Origin of the sequence: Flavobacterium terrigena, assembly GCF_900108955.1 — a bacterium.
Taxonomy (GTDB): Bacteria; Bacteroidota; Bacteroidia; order Flavobacteriales; family Flavobacteriaceae; genus Flavobacterium; species Flavobacterium terrigena.
Genome location: NZ_FNYA01000001.1, coordinates 488,140 through 505,984, shown reverse-complemented (window position 1 = coordinate 505,984; position 17,845 = coordinate 488,140). Strand labels below are relative to the sequence as shown.

Annotated in this window: 19 protein-coding genes; 8 read left to right on the top strand and 11 right to left on the bottom strand. The window is 29.9% G+C overall.

The features are described from left to right. The first annotated feature begins 3 nt into the window (after positions 1-3). Positions 4-537 carry a DUF4252 domain-containing protein gene (locus BMX42_RS02410; protein ID WP_091307982.1) on the top strand — a complete coding sequence of 178 codons (534 nt, stop codon included), beginning with the start codon at positions 4-6 and terminating at the stop codon, positions 535-537. Between the two features lie 95 nt (positions 538-632). Here the strand turns inward: BMX42_RS02410 and BMX42_RS02405 are convergent, their stop codons facing one another. The 3 genes from BMX42_RS02405 to BMX42_RS02395 all read right to left on the bottom strand — a co-directional run bounded on the left by BMX42_RS02405 (position 633) and on the right by BMX42_RS02395 (position 1,947). Then, positions 633-836 carry a helix-turn-helix domain-containing protein gene (locus BMX42_RS02405; protein WP_091307978.1) on the bottom strand — a complete coding sequence of 68 codons (204 nt, stop codon included), beginning with the start codon at positions 834-836 and terminating at the stop codon, positions 633-635. A 2-nt stretch (positions 837-838) separates the two neighbouring features. After that, on the bottom strand, positions 839-1,393 hold the full coding sequence (locus BMX42_RS02400; RefSeq protein WP_091307976.1) for a DUF2975 domain-containing protein: 555 nt from the start codon (positions 1,391-1,393) through the stop codon (positions 839-841). A 191-nt stretch (positions 1,394-1,584) separates the two neighbouring features. Continuing rightward, positions 1,585-1,947 carry a DUF983 domain-containing protein gene (locus tag BMX42_RS02395; RefSeq protein WP_091307972.1) on the bottom strand — a complete coding sequence of 121 codons (363 nt, stop codon included), beginning with the start codon at positions 1,945-1,947 and terminating at the stop codon, positions 1,585-1,587. A 93-nt stretch (positions 1,948-2,040) separates the two neighbouring features. On the opposite strand from BMX42_RS02395, the gene BMX42_RS02390 reads away from it, so the two are divergent. Continuing rightward, complete coding sequence (locus BMX42_RS02390; RefSeq protein ID WP_091307968.1) at positions 2,041-2,901, top strand: AraC family transcriptional regulator; 861 nt, start codon at positions 2,041-2,043, stop codon at positions 2,899-2,901. A 3-nt stretch (positions 2,902-2,904) separates the two neighbouring features. On the opposite strand, the gene BMX42_RS02385 is transcribed toward BMX42_RS02390, so the two are convergent. The 8 genes from BMX42_RS02385 to BMX42_RS02350 all read right to left on the bottom strand — a co-directional run bounded on the left by BMX42_RS02385 (position 2,905) and on the right by BMX42_RS02350 (position 11,086). Further along, positions 2,905-3,399 carry a nuclear transport factor 2 family protein gene (locus BMX42_RS02385; RefSeq protein ID WP_091307964.1) on the bottom strand — a complete coding sequence of 165 codons (495 nt, stop codon included), beginning with the start codon at positions 3,397-3,399 and terminating at the stop codon, positions 2,905-2,907. A gap of 10 nt (positions 3,400-3,409) precedes the next feature. After that, a complete protein-coding gene (locus BMX42_RS02380; RefSeq protein WP_091307960.1) occupies positions 3,410-3,946 on the bottom strand; it encodes a GNAT family N-acetyltransferase in 537 nt (178 codons plus the stop codon). Positions 3,947-4,002: 56 nt separating this feature from the next. Then, the gene (locus tag BMX42_RS02375; protein WP_091307956.1) at positions 4,003-6,795 is read right to left on the bottom strand and encodes a GH92 family glycosyl hydrolase; all 2,793 of its coding nucleotides are present in this window, start codon (positions 6,793-6,795) and stop codon (positions 4,003-4,005) included. A 148-nt stretch (positions 6,796-6,943) separates the two neighbouring features. Further along, positions 6,944-7,447, bottom strand: coding sequence for a DUF7738 domain-containing protein (locus BMX42_RS02370; protein ID WP_091307953.1), 504 nt, complete (start codon positions 7,445-7,447; stop codon positions 6,944-6,946). A 17-nt stretch (positions 7,448-7,464) separates the two neighbouring features. Further along, the gene (locus tag BMX42_RS02365; protein ID WP_091307949.1) at positions 7,465-7,872 is read right to left on the bottom strand and encodes a hypothetical protein; all 408 of its coding nucleotides are present in this window, start codon (positions 7,870-7,872) and stop codon (positions 7,465-7,467) included. A gap of 4 nt (positions 7,873-7,876) precedes the next feature. Further along, positions 7,877-8,716 (bottom strand): GIN domain-containing protein, encoded by an 840-nt coding sequence (locus BMX42_RS02360; protein ID WP_091307945.1) that lies wholly within the window; start codon positions 8,714-8,716, stop codon positions 7,877-7,879. A gap of 297 nt (positions 8,717-9,013) precedes the next feature. Next, positions 9,014-10,750 carry a PspC domain-containing protein gene (locus BMX42_RS02355; protein ID WP_091307941.1) on the bottom strand — a complete coding sequence of 579 codons (1,737 nt, stop codon included), beginning with the start codon at positions 10,748-10,750 and terminating at the stop codon, positions 9,014-9,016. A gap of 6 nt (positions 10,751-10,756) precedes the next feature. Then, a complete protein-coding gene (locus BMX42_RS02350; RefSeq protein WP_091307937.1) occupies positions 10,757-11,086 on the bottom strand; it encodes a PadR family transcriptional regulator in 330 nt (109 codons plus the stop codon). Between the two features lie 287 nt (positions 11,087-11,373). Between BMX42_RS02350 and BMX42_RS02345 the strand changes: the two genes are divergently transcribed. The 6 genes from BMX42_RS02345 (at position 11,374) to BMX42_RS02320 (ending at position 17,408) form a co-directional block, all read left to right on the top strand. Further along, positions 11,374-11,835 carry a DUF4442 domain-containing protein gene (locus BMX42_RS02345; protein ID WP_091307934.1) on the top strand — a complete coding sequence of 154 codons (462 nt, stop codon included), beginning with the start codon at positions 11,374-11,376 and terminating at the stop codon, positions 11,833-11,835. Positions 11,836-11,920: 85 nt separating this feature from the next. After that, positions 11,921-12,826, top strand: a complete 906-nt coding sequence (locus BMX42_RS02340; protein ID WP_091307931.1) for a TIGR01777 family oxidoreductase — start codon at positions 11,921-11,923, stop codon at positions 12,824-12,826. Between the two features lie 255 nt (positions 12,827-13,081). After that, complete coding sequence (locus BMX42_RS02335; protein ID WP_091307928.1) at positions 13,082-13,618, top strand: nucleotide exchange factor GrpE; 537 nt, start codon at positions 13,082-13,084, stop codon at positions 13,616-13,618. Positions 13,619-13,659: 41 nt separating this feature from the next. Further along, positions 13,660-14,772 carry a molecular chaperone DnaJ gene (dnaJ, locus tag BMX42_RS02330; RefSeq protein WP_091307924.1) on the top strand — a complete coding sequence of 371 codons (1,113 nt, stop codon included), beginning with the start codon at positions 13,660-13,662 and terminating at the stop codon, positions 14,770-14,772. Between the two features lie 281 nt (positions 14,773-15,053). Continuing rightward, positions 15,054-15,974, top strand: coding sequence for an ABC transporter ATP-binding protein (locus tag BMX42_RS02325; RefSeq protein ID WP_091307921.1), 921 nt, complete (start codon positions 15,054-15,056; stop codon positions 15,972-15,974). A gap of 117 nt (positions 15,975-16,091) precedes the next feature. After that, complete coding sequence (locus BMX42_RS02320; RefSeq protein WP_091307918.1) at positions 16,092-17,408, top strand: ABC transporter permease; 1,317 nt, start codon at positions 16,092-16,094, stop codon at positions 17,406-17,408. Positions 17,409-17,845 lie beyond the last annotated feature (437 nt).

The following is a 17,845-nucleotide window of genomic DNA, read 5'->3' as shown; positions in this document are numbered from 1 at the left end:
ATTATGAAAAAATTAATTGGTTTTGCTTTAGTAGTGGTAATGATGAGTTGTAAAGACGAACCATCTTTGCAAAAATACTTTGTGAAAAGTGGTGAAAAAAAGGATTTTATGGCAATGGATATTTCTTCGTCAATTTTAAATGTTAACGAAAGCAAACTATCTGATTCAGAGAAAAAAGCTTTGGCATCATTTGATAAAGTAAATGTTTTGGCTTTCAAAAAAGACGATAAAAACAACGCACAATATTCTAAAGAAGTAAAAGAAGTAAAAGAGATTTTAAAAGATACCACTTTCCAACCCTTAATTAAATTAAATGGAGTAGGGCATAACGCTTCTATTATGTTAGTGGGTGATGATAAAGAAATTGATGAATTAATCTTATTCGGAAATCAGAAAGATTTAGGATTCACCGTAATTCGTGTTTTAGGAAACGATATGAAACCTGAAAATGCGATGCAGTTTTTTAGCATTCTTCAGAAATCAAATATCGATATGGAACAACTAAAACCTATTTTGAATTTCGTAAATAAAAAGTAAGTTCAGTTTTTCTAAAAATATAAAATCCCGTTACTGTTGAAGTTTCGGGATTTTTTATGATATCTATTTTTGTCACCCTGAGCGGGGTCGAAGGGTTATTCAGAATACTCCAAAATATCTCCAGGTTGACAATCTAACACTTTGCAAATGGCTTCTAACGTACTAAAACGAATGGCTTTTGCTTTTCCTGTTTTTAAGATGGATAAATTCGCTAAAGTCAAATCTACTTTTTCTGAAAGTTCATTTAACGACATCTTTCTCTTTGCCATCATTACGTCTAAGTTTACAACTATTGCCATAATTATACAGTTAAATCGTTTTCTTCTTGTAATTCAATTCCTCTTTTAAAAACGTAAGAAATCACAATTAAAGTCACGCCCATAAACAACCAAACATCAGCACCACCTAGTTTTAATTGATGAATGGTTGGTAAAACAACCCCTTTTTTGGATAACCATTCTGTATAATCTACACCATAATTAGAAAAAAAGCCAATTCCAATGGCCAAAAAAGCCATATTTAAAATGAATTTTCTAACGGAATGATTGAAAGGTCCTGAAATAGTTAATTCTTTATTTTCTAAAATTTTTACAATTAAGTAGAACATAATTGCTTTCAAAATGGCAATGATACTCATAATTGAAGTTACCGCTAAAAAGTGACCTTTGTCATATTCATATATAGCAGAAAAGTCAATTTGATTCCAAAAAAAACCTGCACCAATTGGGTTGTAAAGCATTGTGTAAAAAAGATTGAACAGAATTCCACCTGCTTCAAAACAAACTCCAATAAAGATAATCCAACAAAGAATTCTTAACACATTAAGTATTTGCTTCGAACTAATTCTAATTTCCATAATTTTAAATATTAAAAGTTGATGATGCAAATATCAATAAAAATTTATTGAAAAACAATAAAAATATATTTTTTTTCAATCGATTTTAATATTTCTAAGTGGAACTATTTTATCTATTTCAAGCGAAGTGCCTAAATTCCAAGTACAACAAAGTAAACTATGTGGAAAAAAAACTTATATGTTTAATAAGATTAATTCGAATAGTTCTTAAACATATAAATCCAAATCATTCTTGATAATCTTAGGTTGAAAGAAGATAGTAATAAAATCACACCAGCAATAATTGGAATCATTCTTAAATCGATAGTTTTTTCAAAAAATTGATGTGCGATGAAATAGGTAATTATCGCTTCGCCAACGCCTAAACCGTAACTCACAAACATGGAGCCAAAGAAATAACCAGGTTCTTTTTCAAATTTGTTATTACAATGACTACAATATTCGTTCATTTTTGGGAAACCAATGCTGAAGAAAAAACTTTTATCTCTAAAAACTTTTCCTTTATAACAGTTTGGACAATCATTATTTAATATGTGTTTGATAGTTTGTAACATAATCAATTATTTTTATGCAAAATTAAGACTTATCCATGTGCGAAAAGTTTCTTATATTCGCTAAAAAAGGTAATATAAAGACATTTGTGTAGTATGGAAAAATTACCCGTTTATCAAATTAAGAAATTCAATTGTCATTCTGAGGAAAATGATTTGTATTTTAATGACTTTAAAACGCATCTAATTGCTAATGATTTTATTGAAAATTCGCACAGTCATAATTTTTATTTGTTAGTGCTTTTTACGAAGGGTTCTGGTTTTCACACCATCGATTTTAATACGTATGCTATTCAACCGAATTCTTTATTTGTTTTGAAACCTGGCCAAGTCCATAGTTGGCAACTTTCCGAAGATATTGGTGGTTATATTGCGTTTTATTCTCAAGAAGTGTACAATGTGTATTTTGGAAATAAGCAAATTGACGAATATTCGTTTTATCGAGATTTGAAGAATTCACCAGAAATGATTTTAAACGAAATTCAAACCCAGGAAATTTCTACTTATTTTAAGTTATTATTAGAAGAAAACAACAAAAATGAATTCAAAAAAATAGATAAATTATTAAATCTTCTAGATGTTATTCATATCGAATTAGCTAGAATTTATGAATCACAACAAGATCATAATTTGCATTCTTATAATGTCAAAATTAATGAATTGGAACAATTGGTCAATCAATATTTTAAAACTGAAAAATTGCCTTCTTTTTATGCGGATAAAATGAATATGAGTTTGAAACATTTGAACAGAATTTGTAAAAATATTTTAAACATTACATTAACCGAATTTATTTACAACAAAATCATTTTAGAAAGTAAGCGCTTGTTATCAGCCAATAATATGACAATTGGAGAAGTGGCCAACGAGTTAGGGTTTGAAAATTATTCTTATTTTACTAAAGTTTTTAAAAAATATACGAATTTGACTCCGAAAGGCTTTAAGGAGTTGGTTTAGAAATTAATGTAAGCTAATTACTTTTACAATTTTCCAATCTGAATTTGTTTTTTTCCAGATTATTGTAAATCTCCCCACTTTCGGATCGCTTTTAGGTTCTCTTTTATTATGAAATTTATGTAAACCGATTTCAATTGCACCAAAATCTTTAGTTGGATAGACTTCAATACTTCCTTTTACTAATTCTCGAGTTACTTTTCCGCAGATATTATTTTTTGTTCCTTCTACCAAGTCTTTCTTCGAATTTATAAAACCACCATTATCGTGATAAAATTCTATGTTTTCATCGTAGAATTCAGCATACTTTTTCAAATTGATTTCGCAAGTATTATATGTATGGAAAAATGCACTATCTAAGGCTATAATTGTGTTGTAAAGTGCAACATCATCTGGTTTGTAATTTTTGGTAAGTTGATAGTTGTTGTTTTTAACAGAACATGCTGCTAATAGACCAATGCTAACTATAAACAATAAGATAAAGTGTGTTTTATTTTTCATTTTTATAGAATTATGTATCCGAAACCAATCTCGAAAAAATGACAGAATCTTCAAATTTGTCGTTAATAAAATAGTGTTGTTTTAAAACGCCTTCTTGAGTAAAACCAAACTTTTTCATCAACTTTAAAGAAGGAATATTTTCAGTTCCTACAAGTGCTTCTATTCGGTGTAAATTCATTTCTGTGAAACCATAATCTATGATTTTTTCTAATGCTTCCGACATAAATCCTTGATTTTTGAAACCCTCACCAATCATATTATAACCAATTTCTGCACGACGATGATCAAAATACCAATTATTAAATCCGCATGCACCAATAACTGCATTTGAGGTTTTATCAATCAATTGAAAAAAGGCAATACTTCTGTTATGAGTGGCATAACCTTTATCTGATTTTTGTTTCCCAGTCTGAAATTCTTCTTCCGTTTTAAAGCCAAAAAATGACATGATTTCATCTTTTGAATAGTTGGCAAAAACGTATTTAAAATCTTCTGGAGAAAGTTTTCTCAAGATTAGTCTTTCTGTTTCTAAGGTTTCGAAGTTCATTTTTATATTTTATTATTAACCCTCTCAGGGTTTTAAACCCTGAGAGGGTTGTTTTTTTATTTCACCGTAATCTCATCAATAAAAATATAGGCGTCACCACCTGCGCCTTGGTGCCATTCTGGAAGTTTGCCATAATTTTTAGCAATAACTTTTATATAACGCGCTGAAGTTATTTTCTTTGAAGTTGAAAAATCATGTATGATTTCATCTTCATAGTTTTTAGGATCGATAGAATGCGTTAAAGTTTCAACTAAAGTGAAATTGATATTGTCGTTAGAAACATAAAATTCTACTGATTTTGGTATCATAATCCATGAACGTGTGTGTTGTAGAAAATTGGCACTAATTGAAGTAATTGGCAAAATTTCTTTTCTATCAATTACGGCTTCAAAATCCTGACTTTGGTAGCCTTGCCAATCACCTTTTCTCCAATTTTTATCTCCAAAAATTCCATCTAATAAACCATCTGGTCCACCAGCATGATATTGCGGATCGTATTTTGATTTAATTTTAATAGTGTAATCGTTTGGTTTTTTATAGAAAGTTCCTGAAATAGTGTTGCTTTTTTGACCGTTGTTTTCCGTATAAGCAAATACATTTGTGGTTACATCAATTGTAAATGGTTTGGTATATTTTATAAATATTCTATCATCCAATTTTGCAGTTGCATCATTTGTAGTATAATAAATAACATCAGATGGATTTTGAGAATGAATCTCCACTTTCATTTTGTCTTTAAATGATTTGCTTTCTGTTTGAATAGTTGGAACTGGTATGATTTTATCAAAAGATTTTTCCGTTATAGTTTCTTTACCTTCTTGATTTAATAAACCTGTTCTTTCATTAGGTAAACTGACAAAATGTGATTTTCCATTTTCTAATTTTACATTAACTTTTGAGAAATAAGGTTTATCTGTAGTTTGCCAAAAATCTTGTCCTGGAGTTACTTGATATAAACCAATCGAACTCAACACATACCACGCACTCATTTGTCCGCAATCTTCATTGCCAATTAAACCGTCTGGTGCGTTTTTGTAAAATTCATTTAAAATGAAATGTACTTTTTCTTTCGTTTTTTCTGGTTTGCCAATGTAGTTATATAAATATGCCATGTGATGACTAGGTTCGTTTCCTTGAGCGTATTGTCCAATTAAACCCGTGACATCCGCTTGTTCACGACCTGTTGTTTTACTTTCACTGGTGAACATTTCGTCTAATTTCGCTTCAAATTTTTCTGGTCCGCCATACGCTTCAATCATTCCAGGAATATCTTGTGGTACAAAAAAGGAGTAATGCCAAGAATTTCCTTCTGTAAAATTGTTATTGATTTCTTTAGCATCGAATGGGCTAAACCATCCACCATTTTTCTTTGGACGCATAAAACCCGTTTCTTTATCGAAAATATTTTTCCAATTTTGAGAACGTTTCATGAAGTATTCATAATCTTCTTTATGGTTTAAAATCTGAGCCATTTGCGCAATACACCAATCGTCATAAGCATATTCTACTGTTTTTGATACACTTTCATGTTCGTCGTCCATAGAAATAAAACCTTGTTTTTTATAAGCATCTAATCCTAAATGATCTAGCATTGCCGAATGTTTTGCTGCTTGAAAAGCTTTTTCATAATTGAAACCTTTAATGCCTTTTACCATCGCATCTGCCATAACAGAAACCGAATGATAACCAATCATACAATCTGTTTCGTTAGAAGCCAATTCCCAAACTGGTAATCTTCCGCCTTGTTCGTATTGTGCGATAAATGTGTTGATATAATCTGCAGTTCTTTTTTTATCAATTAAAGTATAAAGTGGGTGAGCAGCTCTGAACGTATCCCAAAGTGAAAAAACAGTATAATAATCAAATGTATCCGCGATGTGAATTTTGTTATCACGACCACGATATTTTCCATCGATATCTTCTGCAATGTTCGGTTGCATCATTGTGTGATATAACGCTGTGTAGAAAACTGCTAATTTGTTTTTATCAGTTTCTGTAATTTCAATTTTAGATAATTCTTTATTCCAAAGTGCTTGAGCAGCTGTTTTTGCTTTTTCGAAATCCCAATGAGTAATTTCTGAACTGTTTAATTTTGCACCATCATAACTCGTTGGTGAAAGTGACACTTTGACTAATATTTTTTCGCCTTTTTTGACTTGTTTAGAGAAAATTATTGCACTTGATTCAATTCCATTTTTAAAATCTTCACCTCTAGATGATTTAGAAAGTGTCTTTTTAAATGCTACATTAAACTCAATTCGCGCATACACATATTGGTCACGCGCCCAAGCTTCACTTCTACGTAAAACTTCAATAGTTTTATCATTAATTACACGAATTCTTCCTTCTAGTAATTTATCTCTATGATTTAAATCCAAGATAATATTAGCATTTCCAGCGTTATTGAAAGTATATTCTTGGAAACCAACTCGTGTGGAAGACGTTAAACGGACATCGATATTATGTTTGTCTAATTTTACCGAATAAAATCCAGCGGAAGCTTTTTCATTAGCATGTGAAAATGTAGAAGAATACACTTTATTATCAAAAGAAGGTTCGCCCATTGTTGGCATTAACATAATGTCGCCAAAATCGGAAACACCTGTTCCGTTTAAGTGTGTGTGCGAAAATCCGTAGATAGTAGCATCATCGTAATGATAACCACCACAACCGTCCCAACTTCCATCAATTCTTGTATCAGGAGACAATTGTACCATTCCGTAAGGAACTGTTGCGCCAGGAAAAGTATGTCCGTGTCCGCCTGTTCCAATAAATGGATTGACGTGTTGTTGGAAATTTTGTGAAAATAAAAACGTAGGGAATAGTAGTAGTAAAAGTGCTTGTCTCATAATGTTTCTGTTGTTGTTGTAAATTTCAACAAACTAATTGGAAAAAGCAATTTTATGGGAAATAAAATGAGATTATTGGGATTAAAAAAACCGCAGATTCATCGATTTTATTCTTTGAATTTGCGGTTTAATTATTTTAAAATAGAATTTATTCTGGTTTAAATTCGAAACTAATTTGTGTGATTTTATCATTTTTAAAACCAACCATTATTGCATTGTTTAAAGCTTTTGCGATATATACATCCATAAAAGCTAATTCAAATTTTGCAAAATCAATTTTTTTCATGAATTCTTTGTTCGTATTATTATCTAGTTGAACAGAACCAATTACTGCTACTCCTGTAAAACTTGTGCTTGGAAAATTTTTGTCGCCATCCCAATTATAATTGAAACCAATCATTGTAAGTTTGTCGTTATACACTTTGAAAGCAATCCCTTGATTAGCATAAGTGTAATTTTTTACACCAGATTTAGATTCTTTAACTAATTCTGGTTGACCAAGTAATTCAACAATTTTCGCAAAAGTGGTTTGATTGTTAACTAATTGTGCGTTTATAAATAATTCTGAATTTTTGTTAAATTCAACTCTAGCGTTTTGTGCATAAAAGCTTGTTGAAAATGTAATAAGTAGTAGTAAGATTAATTTTTTCATATTAATGTTTTTTAAAGTTATTTTCCAATTACTCCTAATCTATTAATTGAGTGTAATTCAGAAGTGTTTTCTTCTTTTATGGAATTAGCTTCAAATATAAAGTTTTTATCGTATAATTTTCCATTAAGAAAATAAGTTAACATAAAATGGTTATTTAGTTGTAAAACGTTATTTTCTAACAATTCTACTTTGATGGCCGTTTCTGGTAACACTTCGTTGAACGCATGACGGAAACTTCCTGTTTTTCTTTCTTCGTTATTAATGATTCCAGAGGCACTAGAAACTACCATGGCCATTTCTAATTTTTCTGAACTATTATTTAAGATGTAAGCATACCAAGAATTTTCTCCAAAATCTTCATTCCATTCTTTGATAGCAACAATATATACGTTTTCCACTTCTGGAATAATAATATCTTTCTTCATTATATTATTTCTCTTTCTTATATAAAATTGCGCTGTTTGTGAACACTTTTAAATCTACTTTTGGTTCACCCAATAAATCGATTTCGGTTTTTCCTGATGCTGATATTTCAATAGATTTTTGAGCGTTTACAGAGCATTTGGTGTAGCTTTCTGCAACCAATTCCATATCCTTTACCGTAAATTTTTTCGCAATTAAATTGGCATTATTGTCCAATCTGATTTTGGCAATTTGTGCATCGCCTTCAATTTCAGCGTCTGCTTTTTGGTATAAATCGATTTTAGCTTCTGGTGACGCAATTAATCCTTTTACTTTCGCATCTTTACTTAATTCAACAACAGCTTTATCTGATTTCACGTTAATTTCAGCTTTCGATTTATCTGTCATAATTAAAGTAAAATTCGTAGATCTGATGTTTAAAAATGATTGTGATCTATCGAAATTCTTAATTGTAATGTTTTCTAAATTAATATCAGCAATAGCATTTATTTTACTGTCGTGACGGGCTACAATAGTTTTTAAGCTATCTGTATAGTTTACTCTAATAGCAACCTTTTTTTCACCAGTTGGTTGTTTTAAAGCTGTTAATTTTAAAGTATTTCCTAAAACGTTGTAACTAATAATGTCGTGTAAATTGTCGTCTGCTTCAATTTCAATTGATTGTTTTTCTGATTTTACAAAATACACATCTAAAAATTCTTCAATTTCAACATTTTCGAAAGATTCCACTTCTTTTACTGAAATAGTAACAATTTTTGAACCTTTAATTTTTTCTAATTTAACTTGAGCTGAGGCAATAGTTAAGCTAAACAATGTGATAACGAAGAGTGTAAATTTTTTTGTCATTTTTATGTTTTTTATTTTGTTTGGCAAATATATTAAAAAAAATCCCGAAAAAAATCGGGATTTATATGATATGCGTGTAGAATTTATAGGAAAACCCTACCGAAAAAATTTATTGTTTTTTGTACTAAAATATGCTTTCTATGAATTGAATCACTAATTGTACAGCAACATCAATTACTTTTATTACAAATTGTATCATAATTTTTTTTATTTAGTTCTTTGATTTTTTTAGTGTTGTAAAATTATTAAAATTTTCTCAACTACCTTTTAACAAATGTATAAAGTTTTGTTAAATAATTAGTTTTTAGATTTTCTCACTTCCGTGTTAATGATCTCTTTTCCATTTACTTTAACTGAGACTTTTTCAATACTGTCGTTTTCAATTTTAGTAGTTTCTACTCTGTTATCACCAATTATTTCTCCAGAAATATTTTCAATTTGTGTATCTTCTTCATCATTTTCCGTACTTGGAGGACAATCTAAACATTTTAACTCGTTTTCAGTTACTTTATATCTGTAACCTTCTGGTCCGTAACCGTAGTCATAATCAGAGTTATGTCCGCTTAAATATTGTTCTACATTTTTGTTTGGATAATACACCATTCCTTCTGGCATGTATAAGTAAATATCCACTTCTTGACCTCTAAATTTATTCTGAACATCAGTTAAGAAATAATTATCTAAAAGCAATTGTTTTCCCACAAATTTGTAGTTGTATTTAATTTTTTCTGCTCTGTTATTAGCTTCATTGAAGTTTTTCCCTTGTGCAGTTCTTTCAACTATAATATAAGGTTGTGTTTTATCTGTATATTTTAAATGAAAGTTTACGTTGTTAGAATATATGATATCGTGTTTCGTTGAATCTTGAGTTACTCTTAAATTTGAAATTTGATGATTGCTTTTCGAAAAGAAATCGTTAGTTACAAATTTTACTTCAAGCGTATCAGAAGCTACAATTGGAAGTAATTCTTTTTTAGAAACTTTTCCATCATGACTTAATTCTGTTGCGTAATTAATACCTACAATTGTTAAAGATGCTATTGAAATTAACCAAAGTGCTAACAATGTATATTTTGCATAACTTCCAATTGATTTTGTATTTGGAATTAATAATCTTAAACCCACTAATACAAAGAAAAATAACGGAATTCCTACAGAGAACAATAACAATAATCCTTGAGCCCAAAGTGGTACATCAAAATTAAATGGGGTATGAATATTGTCATGCAACATAATTTCTGGTAATGTAGAAGAGAACAATAAAACTACTGAACCAACTACTACACTTAAAAATGTAATTGTAGCGAAAAGTACGATGAAAAACCCAACAACTTTTCCGAAAGCTTTAAATAAAGTTACAATGATATCACTCAATGTAGATCCAACTTTTTCTGCTCCATATCTTGCATTTGCAGCAATTTTGTCATGGTCTAAGTTGGAGAATTTATCTGAAATTTCGCTAAAACCTTCCTTTACTTTTTTCTCAATATTTGAAATGTTAATCGGTTCCCCTCTCATTTCTAATTTTTGAGAGGTTGTCGTTGCTTCAGGAACTAAAACCCATAAAATTACATATAATACTAAACCAGTTCCAAATCCGAAAAATAAGATAACCATTATTATTCTTAACCATAAAGGATCAACTCCGAAATAATGACCTAAGCCTGACATTACACCACCTAATAAAGAGTTTTCTTTATCTCTGTATAATTTTTTTGTTGTAGAACCTGAGTTAGAATAGCTTGAATAATATTCGTTTTTTGGTGTTTCATCTTCAATTTTATAGTCTTCTGGTTGTCCCATAATAGCAATAACATCGTCAACTTCTTTTAAACCAATTACTTGCTTAGTAGTTCCTAGTTTTTCTGTAAAAATTTCAGAAATTCTACTTTCTATATCCTTAATAATTTCTTCTCTACCGTCTGGAGACAATGATCTTCTGACCGCATCAAAGTAATTGCTTAATTTTTTAAAGGCATCTTCATCTATATGAAAAAAATATCCTCCTAAATTTATACTTGTTGTTTTGTTCATGACCTGTTAGTTTTGATTAGTTATTGTGTTTACAGCACCAGACAATTCGTTCCAAGTGTTGTTTAATTCTTTTAAAAATTCTTTCCCCTCTTCTGTTAATCCATAATATTTTCTTGGTGGCCCAGAAGTTGATTCTTCCCAACGATAATTTAATAAGTTATCGTTTTTTAATCTTGTTAGTAAAGGATAAACTGTTCCTTCAACTACAAGCAATTTAGCGGTTTTTAAAGTGTCTAAAATTTCAGATGTGTAAGCGTCTTTTTCTTTTAAAACAGATAAGATGCAGAACTCTAAAACACCTTTTCGCATTTGTGCTTTTGTGTTTTCAATGTTCATTTGTTGTCATTTTTTTGTTAGTCCTGAAAACGTCAGGATTTCGTTTTTTGATTTAATCTGAACTTTTTTCAGATTCTAATTGAATCCTTTTTGTTCAAATTTTGATGATTGAAACTTGATGATTGAAAATAGTACTATAGTAAGTATGTTATTTTCTTATGCAAATATATATCTAAAAGCAGTTACCTTGTATCGCATAGTACTAATATTTAACATTTTTTTAACATTTAAGATTTATTATGAATGCATAGTATTTTTTATTATTTTTACAAAAAATATAAGTAATTATGGAGTTCACACCGATAAAACTAAACACTTTTACGTTTTTTAAATTGCCTTCAGCTTTTTGGAGTGGCGTGAGAGTGAAATCAATTTCAGCTGAAATTTGTCAAACTACAGTTAAACATGGTTGGTTCAATCAAAATCCTTTTAAATCGATGTATTTTGCAGTTCAAGCTATGGCTGCGGAGTTTACAACTGGTGCTTTAGTGATGTATCATATTAAAAAAAGTGGAAAAGATATTTCGATGTTAGTGGCTCAAAACAAAGCTGTGTTTACTAAAAAAGCTACTGGAAGAATCACATTTACTTGTAATCAAGGGAATTTAATTGCTGAAGTCATTCAAAAAGCAATCGATACAAATGAAGGACAAACGGTTTGGTTAACTTCAATTGGAGTTAATGAAAGTGGCGAACAAGTTTCGGAAATGCAATTTGAGTGGACTTTAAAAGCAAGAAGCAAAAAATAAACATATGTTAATGTAAGTTAATCTTAGTTAATGTTTATTGTATACAAGTAGCATGTTGTAAATTTGTATACTAAATCTTATAAAAATGAACGTTTTAATAACAGGTGCTACTGGATTGGTAGGTAGTAAGTTAGTTGCTTTGCTTTATCAAGACAATCATATAATTCATTACTTATCTACTTCTAAATCTAAATTAAAAAACGATTTCAACTACAAAGGTTTTTATTGGAACCCATCTACTGGTGAAATTGATAAAAATGCTTTTGAAGGTGTTTCCGTAATTATTCATTTAGCTGGCGCATCTATTTCAAAAAAATGGACTACCTCATATAAAAAAGAAATTATTGAAAGTAGAGTAGAAGGTGCAAATTTAATTTTCGAAACGTTAAAAGACACTCCACATCAAGTCACTCAATTTATATCAGCCTCGGCAGTTGGAATTTATCCTGACGACTTAAATTATGTATATCACGAAAACAATACACAAATAGACGAATCTTTTCTAGGAGAAGTTACACAACTTTGGGAAGCAAGTGCCAATCAGTTTAAATCCCTGTCAATTTCTGTTTCAATTGTCAGAATTGGTGTTGTTTTTGCCAAAGAATCTGGTGCTTTAGTTGAAATGACAAAACCTATAAGATATGGTTTCGGAGCCGTTTTAGGTTCTGGTCAGCAATATGTTTCATGGATTCATATTGACGATTTGACAGCTATTTTTAAATATATTTTAGACGCTAATTTAAAAGGTATTTATAATGCGGTTTCTCCTTATCCTATAACTAATGAAGAAATGACAAAAGCTATTGCTAAAACGATTAATAAACCTTTGTTTTTACCGAATGTGCCAAAATTCGTTCTGAATTTACTTCTAGGCGAAATGCATATTATCTTAACAAGTAGTCAAAATGTAAGTTGTAGAAAAATATTAGATGCTGGCTTTCAATTTCATTTTGCATCACTTAACAAATCATTACAAAATCTTTTAAAATAAAGAGAAAATAGACTCAAATAAAAAAGTGTTACGTTTGGTTTAACGTAACACTTTTTCGTTATTATAATTTAAGATGAAATAAATTATATTTACTTTCTCAAATTTATACAATAGATTTTGAAGAAACTCTTAAAGAAATATTAAATTTTCTTTACAAAAATCCTTAAACTTGAAAAATATTACACTGACAATGTGTCATAAATTAAAGAATGGCAACACTTTTGCAATCTCAATTGAAAAATAAAATATACAATCATGAGTCAAGAAAATACTGAAAACATCGACAAAGAGATCGTTCAGGATGAAAATGTAGTGGAAAACACAGAGAATCAGGAAAATAATGAACCAGAAGTGTCAGTTGAAGATCAATTGCAAGAGCAAAAAGATAAATTCATCAGACTATACGCAGAGTTTGAAAATTACAAAAAAAGAACTTCAAAAGAACGTGTTGAGTTGTTTAAAACAGCTGGACAAGAGATTTTGCAATCTATGTTACCAGTTTTAGATGATTTTGACAGAGCTTGGGCTCAAATTTCTCAATCTGAAGATGAAGCATTGGTTAAAGGTGTGGAATTAATTCATGAAAAATTAAAATCTACTTTAGTTTCTAAAGGTTTAGAAGTAGTTGAAATAAAGGCAGGTGACGCATTTGATGCTGATTTTGCTGAAGCGATTACTCAAATTCCAGCTCCAACTCCTAAATTAAAAGGGAAAATTGTTGATGTAATTGAAAAAGGTTACAAATTAGGTGACAAAATTATTCGTTTTCCAAAAGTAATTTTAGGTAACTAATTTCCATAATCATTCTTTTTGGAATGCATTAATAAAATAAAATGAAAAAAGATTTTTACGAAGTTTTAGGTATTAGCAAAAGTGCTTCTCCTGAAGAAATAAAAAAAGCTTATAGAAAAAAAGCAATTAAGTATCACCCAGATAAAAATCCTGGAGATCATACTGCTGAGGAAAATTTTAAAACATGTGCTGAAGCATATGAAGTTTTAAGTGATCCAAATAAAAAAGCTAAATACGACCAATATGGTCACCAAGCCTTTGATGGTAATGGTGGTTTTGGTGGTGGTCATCACATGAATATGGATGATATTTTCAGTCAATTTGGAGATATTTTCGGTGGTGGTTTCGGCGGATTTGGCGGTGGCGGTGGCGGAGGTCAACGCAGAATGAAAGGAAGTAATTTGCGTATTAAAGTAAAACTTACTTTAGAAGAAATTGCACATGGTGTTGAGAAAAAAGTTAAAGTAAAACGTAAAGTACAAGCAACTGGCGTAACATACAAAACATGTTCTACATGTAATGGTCAAGGTCAAGTGATGCGTGTTACGAATACAATCTTAGGTCGTATGCAAACTGCGACAACTTGTCCGTCTTGTCATGGTTCTGGTCAAATATTAGACAGTAAACCTGCCAATGCAGATGCTCAAGGAATGCTTACTGAAGACGATACCGTTTCAATCAAAATTCCTGCTGGTGTGGTTGATGGAATGCAATTAAAAGTTGCAGGAAAAGGAAATGACGCGCCAGGAAAAAACAGTGTTCCAGGAGATTTAATTGTTGCAATTGAAGAAATTGAGCACGAGTTTTTAAAACGTGAAGGCGAAAATTTACATTACGATTTATATGTAAGTTTCCCAGAAGCAGCTTTAGGAATTTCAAAAGAAATTGAAACCGTTTCAGGTAAAGTTCGTATTAAATTAGAAGAAGGTATTCAATCAGGAAAAATTCTTCGATTAAAAGGTAAAGGAATTCCAAGTTTAAATAGTTACGGAAATGGCGATTTGTTAGTTCACGTAAACGTTTGGACACCAAAAACCTTAAACAAAGAACAAAAACAATTTTTCGAAAAAATGATTGAAGATGAAAACTTTATTCCAAATCCGGAAAAGTCAGATAAATCATTTTTTGAAAAAGTGAAAGATATGTTCTCATAAATAAAAAATAATTCATACATTTGGTATTCAGTTTTTTAGGAAGCTGAGTTCTTTTTCATAGCAATTTTTCCCATCCTAATTTTTTTAAAATGAGGATGGGATTTATTTTTTACCATATCTTTGTTTGTTGGGTAATTTTAAAAGATTTATATGTGTTTTTTTAGTTCAAGAAAGCAACTTAAATTAAGAGAGCTTATCTGACTTATATGGTGAAAGTTTTTAATGTATTTTTGTAACGAAAACCCTATATTCTCTACTAATAGAAAAAAGAAATACTATAAATGAATAATATTTTAGAAGTAAAAAATGTAGTGAAACAATATGGCGATTATACCGCTCTAAATTCTGTTTCATTAAATGTTCCAGAAGGAAGTATTTATGGTTTATTAGGACCAAATGGCGCTGGAAAAACCTCACTAATTCGTATCATCAATCAAATTACTTTGCCAGATGCTGGTGAAATTATTTTAAATGGTGAAAAGCTAAATCCAAATCACATTTCAATGATTGGATATATGCCTGAAGAACGTGGTTTATACAAATCGATGCGAGTTGGTGAACAATGTTTATACTTGGCTCAACTGAAAGGTATGAGCAAACAAGAAGCTAAAAAACAGCTGAAATATTGGTTCGAAAAGTTTGAAATTGAAACTTGGTGGGATAAAAAACTACAAGAACTTTCAAAAGGTATGGCACAAAAAGTACAATTTATTGTAACCGTACTTCACAATCCGAAATTATTAATTTTAGATGAACCTTTTTCTGGTTTCGATCCTGTAAATGCGAATTTAATCAAAGATGAAATTATCGAATTAAATAAAAAAGGAACTTCAATTATTTTCTCTACACACCGAATGGAAAGTGTGGAAGAAATGTGCGATTATATTGCTTTAATTCATAAATCGAACAAATTAATCGAAGGAAGATTAGAAGATGTTAAACGCGAATTCAGAACAAATACGTTCCAAGTTGGTGTAATGACACAAAATGTAGAAGGATTAATGTATCAATTGACTCAAAAGTTTACAATTGGTCAAACCGATTTTAAATCTTTAAATGACGACTTAAAACTGGAAGTTCAATTAGGAAATCATACTACAAATGACTTATTGGCGATTTTATCTCAAAACGGACAAGTAACACATTTCGCAGAAAAAATTCCAAGCGTAAACGATATTTTTATTCAAACAGTAACGGAGTAGTTTTCAATTTTCTTTGTCACTTCGATTGATTTTCGAAATGAAATGGAGAAAATTGTATCGAGAAGCAAATAAATTTAAGAATCGAAGAAGTCTAATCTTCTAAAAATATAAAACATAATGAACAAATTATTATTAATCATACGAAGAGAATTTATTGCCAAAGTGCGTAACAAATCTTTTATTGTAATGACCTTTTTAAGTCCGCTTATTTTCTTAGGGATGTCATTTCTAATAGGATATTTATCAAGTATCAATAAAGATGAAGCCACTAAAATTGCCATTTACGATCAAGGAAATATTTTAAAAGGAAGTTTAAAATCAGATAAAGAAACGGCTTATACAGATTTGTCTGCTATGCCTTTCAATGTGGCGAAAGATACAGCAAGTAAAAGCTATGAAGGTTTGTTGTTTGTTCCAAAAACTGCAACGATTCAGGATTTAAAATCGAAAGTAGAATTTATTTCTGATGAAAGTGCAAGTGCCGATTTTATTTCTGACATTGAAGAAGTGGTAGATTCTATCTTAACTCAAGATAACTTAAAAGCCAATAATTTAGATATTGATAAAATTCAAAAAGCAAAAGTAGAATCGTCATTAAAATTGAGTAAATATTCTGGCGATGTGAGTTTAAAAGGAATTAATGAAATTAAAATCGGTTTAGGTTTCCTTTTCGGATATTTAATTATGATGTTCATTATCATTTACGGAAACTTTGTAATGCGAAGTGTAATTGAAGAAAAAACGAACAGAATTATTGAAATTGTAATTTCATCAGTAAAACCATTTCAGTTAATGATGGGGAAAATTATTGGAAATTCGTTAGCTGGAATTTTGCAATTTGCGATTTGGGCTATTGTTGGAATTTCGATTTTCTTTATTGCCACAACCTTTTTCGGAGCAGAAACTGCCGCAAGTTCTATGTCATCCACTAATCCAGAAGCAATGAAATTAGCTGCTGAAAACAGTGGATTTATGGCAAAATTACCATTGTATTTAGAAGAATTGAAAAACTTACCAATAATTACCATCGTAATTTCATTCATATTTTATTTCATTGGTGGTTATTTCTTATATAGTTCATTATACGCAGCCATTGGTGCAGCTGTAGATAACGAAACGGATTCACAACAATTTTTATTGCCAATAATTATGCCTTTAATGTTGGGAGTTTATATCGGGTTTTTCACTGTAGCAAGTGATCCACATGGAAATATTGCCACAATCTTTTCTATGATTCCGTTTACATCGCCAATTGTAATGCTAATGCGAATTCCTTTTGGTGTACCAATGTGGCAAATAATTGTTTCTTTAGTACTATTATTTGGTACATTTGTTGGAGTAGTTTGGTTTGCTAGTAAAATTTACCGCGTAGGTATTTTAATGTACGGTAAAAAACCAACTTGGAAAGAATTATATAAATGGTTGAAATATTAATGCTGAACTTGTTTCAGTATCTAAAAACAAACAGTTTAAAAGTTTAGAATAAATATGGATTATTTAGTTTACGTATTACCAATAATAACAATTTTACCTTTTATTATTTCTCATTTCGTATTTGGAAAAGCATTGAAAAAACTCGATGCTAACGATGCTAATAAGTATATTGAATTGAAAAAAAAGAATTCCAAAAAAATGATGATTTTTGTGTTCTTTCCATTGTTATTTTTGCTTTTTAGAAATAAAATTGAAAATAGTATTAATCCAATTTTTTTTAGCATTGGAATAATAATTCTAATTTTTAGTTTATTAATTTATTTTTTCATTAGTTGGAATCGTAATTTAAAAAGAAATCAATTTTCTGAAGAATTTATAAATGAGTTTAAAAAAAGTGAATACATAAAAATTGGGGGGTTTTTCTTTTCGATTTTATT

Coding starts and splice junctions, on each gene's coding strand:
- BMX42_RS02405 (WP_091307978.1), bottom strand. CDS start 836: ATGGCAATAGTTGTAAACTTAGACGTAATGATGGCAAAGAGAAAGATG.
- BMX42_RS02365 (WP_091307949.1), bottom strand. CDS start 7,872: ATGAAGAAAGATATTATTATTCCAGAAGTGGAAAACGTATATATTGTT.
- BMX42_RS02325 (WP_091307921.1), top strand. CDS start 15,054: ATGAATAATATTTTAGAAGTAAAAAATGTAGTGAAACAATATGGCGAT.
- BMX42_RS02360 (WP_091307945.1), bottom strand. CDS start 8,716: ATGACAAAAAAATTTACACTCTTCGTTATCACATTGTTTAGCTTAACT.
- BMX42_RS02340 (WP_091307931.1), top strand. CDS start 11,921: ATGAACGTTTTAATAACAGGTGCTACTGGATTGGTAGGTAGTAAGTTA.
- dnaJ (WP_091307924.1), top strand. CDS start 13,660: ATGAAAAAAGATTTTTACGAAGTTTTAGGTATTAGCAAAAGTGCTTCT.
- BMX42_RS02385 (WP_091307964.1), bottom strand. CDS start 3,399: ATGAAAAATAAAACACACTTTATCTTATTGTTTATAGTTAGCATTGGT.
- BMX42_RS02355 (WP_091307941.1), bottom strand. CDS start 10,750: ATGAACAAAACAACAAGTATAAATTTAGGAGGATATTTTTTTCATATA.
- BMX42_RS02375 (WP_091307956.1), bottom strand. CDS start 6,795: ATGAGACAAGCACTTTTACTACTACTATTCCCTACGTTTTTATTTTCA.
- BMX42_RS02345 (WP_091307934.1), top strand. CDS start 11,374: ATGGAGTTCACACCGATAAAACTAAACACTTTTACGTTTTTTAAATTG.
- BMX42_RS02335 (WP_091307928.1), top strand. CDS start 13,082: ATGAGTCAAGAAAATACTGAAAACATCGACAAAGAGATCGTTCAGGAT.
- BMX42_RS02350 (WP_091307937.1), bottom strand. CDS start 11,086: ATGAACATTGAAAACACAAAAGCACAAATGCGAAAAGGTGTTTTAGAG.
- BMX42_RS02390 (WP_091307968.1), top strand. CDS start 2,041: ATGGAAAAATTACCCGTTTATCAAATTAAGAAATTCAATTGTCATTCT.
- BMX42_RS02380 (WP_091307960.1), bottom strand. CDS start 3,946: ATGAACTTCGAAACCTTAGAAACAGAAAGACTAATCTTGAGAAAACTT.
- BMX42_RS02320 (WP_091307918.1), top strand. CDS start 16,092: ATGAACAAATTATTATTAATCATACGAAGAGAATTTATTGCCAAAGTG.
- BMX42_RS02410 (WP_091307982.1), top strand. CDS start 4: ATGAAAAAATTAATTGGTTTTGCTTTAGTAGTGGTAATGATGAGTTGT.
- BMX42_RS02370 (WP_091307953.1), bottom strand. CDS start 7,447: ATGAAAAAATTAATCTTACTACTACTTATTACATTTTCAACAAGCTTT.
- BMX42_RS02400 (WP_091307976.1), bottom strand. CDS start 1,393: ATGGAAATTAGAATTAGTTCGAAGCAAATACTTAATGTGTTAAGAATT.
- BMX42_RS02395 (WP_091307972.1), bottom strand. CDS start 1,947: ATGTTACAAACTATCAAACACATATTAAATAATGATTGTCCAAACTGT.